Source organism: Sphingomonas sp. LH128 (assembly GCF_000293195.2).
GTDB lineage: Bacteria > Pseudomonadota > Alphaproteobacteria > Sphingomonadales > Sphingomonadaceae > Novosphingobium > Novosphingobium resinovorum_A.
The window spans coordinates 1-8175 of record NZ_ALVC01000546.1 but is presented as its reverse complement, the minus strand read 5'-3'; the positions used below and the strand labels follow the sequence as shown (position 1 = coordinate 8175).

At 68.5% G+C, this 8175-nt stretch carries 8 protein-coding genes; 3 read left to right on the top strand and 5 right to left on the bottom strand.

Annotated features, from left to right (window positions below; genetic code table 11):
- On the top strand, positions 1-376 hold a 376-nt coding region (locus tag LH128_RS29965), incomplete at its 5' end, for an aconitase family protein (protein WP_008833448.1).
- Between the two features lie 369 nt (positions 377-745).
- Here the strand turns inward: LH128_RS29965 and pcaDC are convergent.
- The 5 genes from pcaDC to pobA are packed head-to-tail and all read right to left on the bottom strand — an operon-like array spanning position 746 to position 5694.
- Entirely contained in the window at positions 746-1924 is a 1179-nt protein-coding gene (gene pcaDC / locus LH128_RS29960; RefSeq protein WP_008833447.1) for a bifunctional 3-oxoadipate enol-lactonase/4-carboxymuconolactone decarboxylase PcaDC, read from the bottom strand.
- A 2-nt stretch (positions 1925-1926) separates the two neighbouring features.
- On the bottom strand, positions 1927-3072 hold the full coding sequence (locus tag LH128_RS29955; RefSeq protein WP_008833446.1) for a lyase family protein: 1146 nt from the start codon (positions 3070-3072) through the stop codon (positions 1927-1929).
- Entirely contained in the window at positions 3069-3764 is a 696-nt protein-coding gene (pcaG, locus tag LH128_RS29950) for a protocatechuate 3,4-dioxygenase subunit alpha (RefSeq protein WP_008833445.1), read from the bottom strand. The genes LH128_RS29955 and pcaG overlap by 4 nt, the downstream gene beginning before the upstream one ends.
- Positions 3754-4470: a protocatechuate 3,4-dioxygenase subunit beta gene (pcaH, locus tag LH128_RS29945; RefSeq protein WP_008833444.1), complete on the bottom strand. Its 717-nt coding sequence runs from the start codon at positions 4468-4470 to the stop codon at positions 3754-3756. The genes pcaG and pcaH overlap by 11 nt, the downstream gene beginning before the upstream one ends.
- A gap of 42 nt (positions 4471-4512) precedes the next feature.
- Complete coding sequence (pobA, locus tag LH128_RS29940) at positions 4513-5694, bottom strand: 4-hydroxybenzoate 3-monooxygenase (protein ID WP_008833443.1); 1182 nt, start codon at positions 5692-5694, stop codon at positions 4513-4515.
- 149 nt (positions 5695-5843) lie between these two features.
- On the opposite strand from pobA, the gene LH128_RS29935 reads away from it, so the two are divergent.
- Together LH128_RS29935 and manD are read left to right on the top strand one after the other, a co-directional pair.
- A complete protein-coding gene (locus LH128_RS29935; protein ID WP_008833442.1) occupies positions 5844-6737 on the top strand; it encodes a helix-turn-helix domain-containing protein in 894 nt (297 codons plus the stop codon).
- Positions 6738-7041: 304 nt separating this feature from the next.
- Positions 7042-8175: D-mannonate dehydratase ManD (manD, locus tag LH128_RS29930; RefSeq protein ID WP_008833441.1), on the top strand; the 1134-nt coding region annotated here is incomplete at its 3' end.

Genomic DNA, 8175 nt, shown 5'->3' with positions numbered 1-8175 from the left:
CGAACTCAAGGCCGAGGGCGACTGGGAAATCCTCCAGAAGTACTCGGGCTTCGAATTCGACGACATCAACCCGAAGACCGCCAACCGCACCGAGTACGAGAACATCCTCTATCTCGAGCGCCCGGGCTGCAACCTGTGCATGGGCAACCAGGAGAAGGCATCGAAGGGCGACACCGTCCTCGCCACCTCGACCCGTCTGTTCCAGGGCCGCGTCGTCGAGGACACCGCGAACAAGAAGGGCGAATCGCTGCTCGCCTCGACCCCGGTGGTCGTGCTCTCGACCATCCTCGGCCGCACGCCGAGCGCGGACGAGTACAAGGCGGCCGTCGAAGGGATCGACCTGACCAAGTTCGCTCCGGCCCAGACGGCGGCTTGATCGGCGTAGTGTCGAAGGTCCGGCTGACCAAGCCGGACCGGACGCATTGGTTATGAAAATGGCGGCGCATGCACCTCGCATGCGCCGCCATTTTTTTGTGCCGTAATCGTAGGGACAGTTGGCTCCGAAACGTCGAGTGCTGATCGAGACAGTCATTCCCGCGAAGGCGGGAACCCATCTCCTGCCCTCGCGGGTGGGACCGTCATCAGCTGGGTCCCCGCCTTCGCGGGGATGACGAACATGGTAGCTTGTGATGGCATCGGATGGACTCACCCCTCGTCATTGCGAGCGTAGCGAAGCAATCCAGGGCGGCGCTGAACAGCTCTGGATTGCTTCGCTGCGCTCGCAATGACGATCTGGGGTTACACCCTAGGCTGCGTCGATCTCCGCGATGATCCGGCCCGCTTCGGCGAAAGCGGTGTTGGCGGCGGGCACGCCAGCATAGATCGCGGTCTGCATCAGCACTTCCTTCAGCTCCTCGCGGGTGAAGCCGTCCTGCTGCAGTCCGGAGCGGACGTGGAGCGCGAACTCTTCCCAGCGGCCGAGGCTGGCGGTGATGGCCAGCACGATCAGGCGGCGGGTGCGGTCGTCGAGGCCGGGGCGGCTCCAGATCTCCTGCCAGGCGATGCGGGTGATCATCGCCTGGAACTCGGCGTTGAACGGGGTGCGCGCGGCCAGCGAGCGGTCCACCCATGCGTCGCCGAGCACGCGGCGGCGGTTGAGCAGGCCCGCCTCGAACAGGGTCTGGGCTGCGGCATCGGTCTCCGCGCGGTCGGTCAGGAAGCGGATGAGCGCGCCGCCCAGCGCGGCCGGGCTCTCGATCGGCGGGAGGTGCGAGGAATCCAGATGTACCACCTCGGCACCGGGGATCGCGCGCGCCAGATGCTCGCCGTGGCCGGTGAAGGGGGTCGAGGTGTCCCGGTCGCCCCCGACGATCAGCGTCGGCACGGCGATGGCGGGCAGTCGCTCAGCCAGCGCCATGTCGCGGATCGCCGCGCCGCAGCCTGCATAGCCCGCGTCCGCCATGGCGACGAGGTTCGCGCGCAGGCCCTGCGCAACCGCGGGATGGCTGCGCACGAAGCCGGGCGAGAGGAAGCGCCCCATCGCGAGTTCGGCGATGGCCTGCGTGCCCTGCGCGCGCACCGTCTCCACCCGGGTGTTCCACGAGGCCACGTCCATGTGCGCCGAGGTGCACACGAGCGCCAGCGCCTCCACGCGGTCCGGGGCGTCGAGCGCCATCTGCATGGCGATCATCCCGCCCAGCGAGACACCGGCGATGGCCGCGCGCGCGATGCCCGCCGCGTCCATCACCGCGGCGACGTCGGCCGCCAGCCCGGCCAGCGTATAGTCGCCATCGGGCGCGTCCGAGGCGCCGTGGCCCCGGGTGTCGATGCGCAGCACGCGAAAATGCGGGAGCAGCGCGGGCAGCGCGGTGTCCCACAGGCCCATGTCGGTGCCGATGGAATTGAGCAGCACCAGCGCGGGGGCGTCGGTCCGGCCGTCCAGCTTCCAGTAGAGCCGGAGCCCGTCATGCGTTGCGAAGGGCACGTCTATCCTTTCCGTTCGATATTCAGCAGCGCGGCGGTGATGCCTGCGCTCTCGCCGATGTCGCGGCCGGGTCCGGCCGCGTCGAGGTTGCGGGCGATGGCGCCTGCGTCGATTTCCAGCCCCTCGGCGACCACGGCCAGCGCATCGAGGCTGCCCGAGGCGAGGCAGAACAGTTCGGCGAGGGCGGGCGCTTCGGCCTGCCATCCGCCGAGGCCGCGCTCTTCCTCCTGCGGCAAGCCGCCCAGCACGCCGGCGACGAGGCCGGGCGCACGGGTGGCGGCGGCAAGGGCGACCTGGCAGCCGGTGGGGTTGCGCTTGTGGGCCATGGCGGAGGAGCCGCCGCGTCCGGGGATGGCGGGCTCGCGCGCTTCGCCCACGCCGTTCTGGGCGAGCAGGGCAACGTCGCGCGCCATCTTGCCCGCCGCGCCGATCAGGATGCCGAGCGAAGCGGCGATCGCGGCCACCCCGCCGCGCCGACCGTGCCACGGCGGCGACGGCCTCAGGCCAAGGTCTGCGGCCATGCGGCGCGCGACCGCTTCGCCCTTGCCGTCCATACCGGCGCGGGTTCCGGCGGCTCCGCCCAGCTGCACGCAGGCATGCGCGGCGATCTCGGCGGAAAGGCGCGCGGCGGCCTCGACGATCCCGGCGCGCCAGTGGGCGATGCGCAGGCCGAAGCCGATCGGCAGCGCGTCCTGCAGCAAGGTGCGGCCGATCGCCGGGCGCTCCGCTTCGGCCTGCGCCAGCGCGGCCAGCGCGGCATCGATGCGGGCGGTGTCGGCCTGCAGCAGCGCATGCGCGGCCACGGCCTGCCGCATCATCACGGTATCGGCGACATCCTGACTGGTCGCGCCCTTGTGCGCCAGCGGGGCCACCTCAGGGGGGAGCGCCGCGCGCAGGCGCGCCACCAGCGGGATCGCGAGGGTGCCGGCCAACGCCGCCTCCTCGGCCAGCGCCGCCGGGTCGATCTCCAGCGCGGCGCAGGCCGCCGCGATGGCCTGCGCGGCCCCGGCAGGGATCACGCCTTCGACCGCCTGCGCCGTCGCCAAAGCGCTTTCGAAGGCGAGGGCATGGGCGATAACCGCCGCGTCGTCATGGACGGCGAGCATCGATGCCGTGGCGGCGGCGCGCTGGGCGATGAGGCGGCTCACAGGTCGAAGAACACCGTTTCCCGCTCGCCCTGAATGACGATGTCGAACCACCACGTCCCGTCCTCGCGGCGGCGGGCGATCAGGGTGTCGCGGCGCTCCTCGGGGACCTGAGCGAGCACCGGGTCGGTCTCGTTGCCCTCCGCGCCTTCGAAATAGAGGCGGGTGGGCAGGCGTTTGAGCACCCCGCGCCCGAACACCGAAACCGCGATGTGCGGCGCCTGCAGCGTGTTGCCCGGTCCCGGAACGCGGCCGGGCATTACGGTGCGGAAGCGATAGACGCCGCTCTCGTCGGTCGATGCGCGGCCGAACCCGGTGAAGTTCGGGTCGATCGCCAGGTCTTCGCGCGGGTCGTCGGCACTGCGATAGCGACCGGCGGCGTTGGCCTGCCAGATCTCGATCATCGCGTCACTGACCGGATCGCCGTTGCCGTCGTAGACGCAGCCCGCCAGCGCGATCACCTCGCCCTCGGGCGCGTCCTTGGGCGCGCTGACGCCCAGGATATAGTGCGCCTCGGGGAACAACTCGGGCCGCGCGCCCATCTCGGACGCGCCGACGAGGTCCGCGCCGCCCTTCCACGGCAAACCGTAGTGGAAGAAGGGACCGACCGTCTGCGAGGGGGTCTGGCCGAACAGCGCGGGATCGAGGTTGTCGCTACGGGGAGCGGCGTTGCGGGTTTCGAGATCAGTGGTCATGGTGGTCATCCTCGAACGGGGTCTGGTCGCGGCCCTTGAGCACCACGTCGAACAGGTAGCCGAGCGCCCAGTTAGGCACCGTCGTCGCGATGTCGAAACGGCAGACCATGCGATTACGGTAGGGCATCGGCACGGCGTTGGCGATCGGGTCGATCTCGATCAGCGGATCGTCGGGGAAATAGAGCTGCGTCACGAGCCGCGTCGAGAAGGCCGGGCCAAGCAGCGAGAGATGGATGTGCGCCGGGCGCCATGCATTCTTGTGGTTGCCCCAGGGATAGGCGCCGGGACGGATCGTGGTGTAGCTGTAGCGGCCCTGATCGTCGGTGATCACGCGGCCCGCGCCGGTGAAGTTGGGGTCCAGCGGCGCGTCCCAGTTGTCCTTGCCGTGGATGTAGCGCCCGGCGGCATTGGCCTGCCAGATCTCCATCACGGTATTGGGCACCGGCCGCCCCCGATCGTCGAGCACGCGGCCCGAGACAACGATGCGCTGGCCTTGCGGCGGCGCCTCGTGCTGGGCGGTGAGGTCGGCCATCGCGCCGCCCATCAGCTGGTCCCAGCAGCCGGTCGGGCCGGTCGTCTCGGTCAGCGTCTGCTGCAGGGGAAGCGGCGCGAGCGACGGGCTGCGCAGGCCCGTCGAGCGGTAATCCGGGACGAGCGATGGCGGCGATCCAGCATCCTCAAGGGCATAGGGCAGAACTTCAGTCACGGGTCATGGCTCCGGAACGGGGTTGATTGGAAGGGGCTGTCATCAGGCGGTGCCCATCGGCAGCCCGACGTAGTTCTCCGCCAGCGTGCGCTGGGCGGCGCGCGAGCCGCGGATATAGTCGAGTTCGGCGGCCTGGATGCGGCGGGCGAAGCCGTCCATTTCCGGGAAGCGGTGGGTTATCGAGGTGAACCACCAGGAGAACCGCTCCGCCTTCCACACCCGGGCGAGGGCGCGGGTGGAGTAGCCGTCGAGCCCGGCCTGGCTGCCGCCGCGATAGTGCTCGACGAGCGCTTCACCCAGGAACATGACGTCGGAAACCGCGAGGTTCATACCCTTGGCCCCGGTCGGCGGGACGATGTGCGCGGCGTCCCCGGCAAGGAACAGGCGGCCCCAGCGCATCGGCTCCGACACGAAGGAGCGCAGCGGCGCGATCGACTTCTCGAAGCTGGCTCCGCGCGTCACGCGCGACGCCGCCTCGGGGCCGATGCGCAGGCACAGTTCGTCCCAGAAGCGTTCGTCGGGCCAGTCTTCGATGCTCTCGTCCAGCCCGCACTGGATGTAGTAGCGGCTGCGCGTGGCCGAGCGCATCGAGGCGAGGGCGAAGCCGCGTTCGTGGTTGGCGTAGATCAGTTCGTGGTCGGCGGGTGGCACGTCGGCAAGGATACCGAGCCAGCCGAAGGGATAGACCCGCTCGAAGGTACGCAGGACATCGGCGGGGATGCTGGCGCGGCTGACGCCGTGGTAGCCATCGCACCCGGCCACGAAGTCGCAGCGCAACTCGTGCGCCTCGCCGTCCTTGTGCCAGCGGACCACGGGGGCATCCGTGTCGAGGCCCTCCAGCGTGACGTCTTCGGCGTTCCATTCGATCCGCAGGCCGCGCGCGGGGGCGGCTTCGAACAGGTCGTGCATGACTTCCTGCTGGCCGTAGACGGTCACCGCGCTGCCGCCGGTCAGTTCGGCCATGTCGATGCGGAACAGCGAACCGTCGAGCGAGATCTGCGTGCCGCCGTGGACGAGGCCCTCGCGATCGAGCCGCTCGCCGAGGCCGAGGCGGTGCATCAGGTCGGTGGTGACCTGTTCGAGCACGCCCGCGCGCACGCGGCCTTCGACGTAGGCCCGGTCCCGCCGCTCGATGACGATGGCGTCGATGCCCTCTGCCGCAAGCAGATGTGCGAGAAACATACCGGCCGGGCCGGCGCCGATGATGGCAACGCTGGTGCGCATGAAAATCCTCTCCTGAGCTGTCAGGGGCTTGTTGACGTGGGCCGCTGCAGCTCCGTGCTGTGCCGCCATCCTACTCCCGCGGGCCCCGATGGACATGGCAGCGCCGACATATTACTTGGATGAAACGACAGCCCGCAAGGTAAGCGCTCTTGAGCAAGCATACGGTCCCTTCCTTCTACCTCTACGGAGAAGCGCCAAGGCTGGTGCACAAGGACTTCGTCCACGTCGAAGCGCTGGTCGACCGGTCACGCCCCAGCGAATGGACGATCCAACCGCACGCGCATTTCGAGCTGAACCACATCTTCGTTCTACTCTCCGGCGGCGGAGCGATGAAGGCGGACGGCGCCCTGCTGCGGATCGAGGCGCCGGGCTTCCTGCTTGTGCCTGCATCGACCGTGCACGGCTTCGAATGGCTGGAGGACAGCGAGGGCTTCGTCGTGACCGTGGGCAGCAGCTACGTCGCCGACCTCAACGCTGCTGACGAAACCCTCGCCGACCTCTTCGCGCGGCCAAGGGCGGTCGGCTTCGCGGCCGGGGAAGTCGAGCACGTGCGCCGGATCGTCGCCGACCTCGTGCGCGAGTTGAACTGGGCTTCGGTGGGGCACCGCGCGGCGGTCAGCGCGGCGATGCTCTCCCTGCTAGTGGTCGCCATCCGCAGCATGGACGCGCCGGCGGCAGCGGGAGCGCGCGCAGGTGTCCACGCCTCGACCGTCGCGCGCCTGCGCGAACGGATCGAGCGGCGGTTCCGCCTGCGCGAGCCGATCTCGAGCCACGCCGCCGCGCTGGGGGTGAGCGAGACCGCCTTGCGTGCTGCCTGCGCCAAAGTGGCGGGACGCTCGCCCGGCGAGATGCTCGACGAGCGGGCCTTGCTGGAGGCGCAGCGGGCGCTGCTCTACACGAACCTGTCCGTATCGGAGATCGGGTTCTCGGTCGGCTTCGCGGATCCGGCTTATTTCAGCCGGTTCTTCCAGCGCAAGCTCGGCCTGTCTCCGCGCGCCTACCGCACGAAATTTGCGTCCCGGGCCGTGGTCCTGCTCGATTGAATCCCGCCTTCGCGGGAATGACGGTGCTACGATCCTCGATTGTCATTGCGCGTGCAGCGATCGAGGAGGGCATTCAGAATTGCAGCCGGAAGAACCCTTTATATTGGTCAGGTCATTTTTCGGCCGAAGGAAAAGCGCCTGATGGCAATCCTGTTGCCGGGCATGGCGTGACGGCTAACGCCCCGGCATTATTCCACGCAAGCTAGTTGTCTGATGTATTGCGTCGATAAGGTAGGGCCAATATGGAAGGGGAGTAAAGCGAGTCAGGGGGCGTTGCTCCGCCCGGCTCTCAAGGGAGAACGTTGTGAAGATCATTTCGGCCAAGGTCATCGTGACCTGCCCTGGTCGCAATTTCGTGACGCTGAAGATCACGACAGATCAGGGCGTGTACGGGATCGGCGACGCCACCATGAACGGGCGCGAAAAGGCCGTCGTCGCCTATCTCGAAGATCACGTGGTTCCGTGTATCATCGGCATGGACCCGCGCCGGATCGAGGACATCTGGCAGTATCTCTATCGCGGTGCCTACTGGCGCCGCGGCCCGGTGACGATGCGCGCGATCGCGGCCGTCGACGTCGCCTTGTGGGACATCAAGGCCAAGATGGCGGGCATGCCGCTCTATCAGCTGCTCGGCGGCCGCAGCCGCGACGGCGTGATGTGCTACGGTCATGCCAACGGCGCCGACATCGCCGAGACGGTCGATGCGGTCGGCCAGTACATCGATCTCGGCTACAAGGCGATCCGCGCGCAGACCGGTGTGCCGGGCATCAAGGATGCCTACGGCGTCGGGCGCGGCAAGCTGTTCTACGAGCCGGCCGACGCCGCGCTTCCGTCGGTCACCGGCTGGGACACGCGCAAGGCGCTGAACTACGTGCCCAAGCTGTTCGAGAAGCTGCGCGAGACGTACGGCTTCGACCATCACCTGCTGCATGACGGTCACCACCGTTACACCCCGCAGGAAGCCGCGAACCTCGGCAAGATGCTGGAGCCGTACCAGCTGTTCTGGCTGGAGGACGTGACCCCGGCCGAGAACCAGGAGGCGTTCAGGCTGATCCGCCAGCATACGGTGACGCCGCTGGCGGTGGGCGAGATCTTCAACACGATCTGGGACGCCAAGGACCTGATCCAGAACCAGTTGATCGACTACATCCGCTGCACGATCGTCAGCGCGGGCGGCGTCACGCACCTGCGCCGCATCGCTGATCTTGCCGCGCTTTACCAGATCCGCACCGGCAGCCACGGCGCGACCGACCTCTCGCCGGTGACGATGGGCACGGCGCTGCACTTCGACACCTGGGTTCCGAACTTCGGCATCCAGGAATACATGCGCCACACCGAGGAAACCGACGCGGTCTTCCCGCACGACTATCGCTTCGCGGCGGGCGAGCTGTTCTGCGGCGAGACCCCCGGCCACGGCGTCGACATCGACGAGGAACTG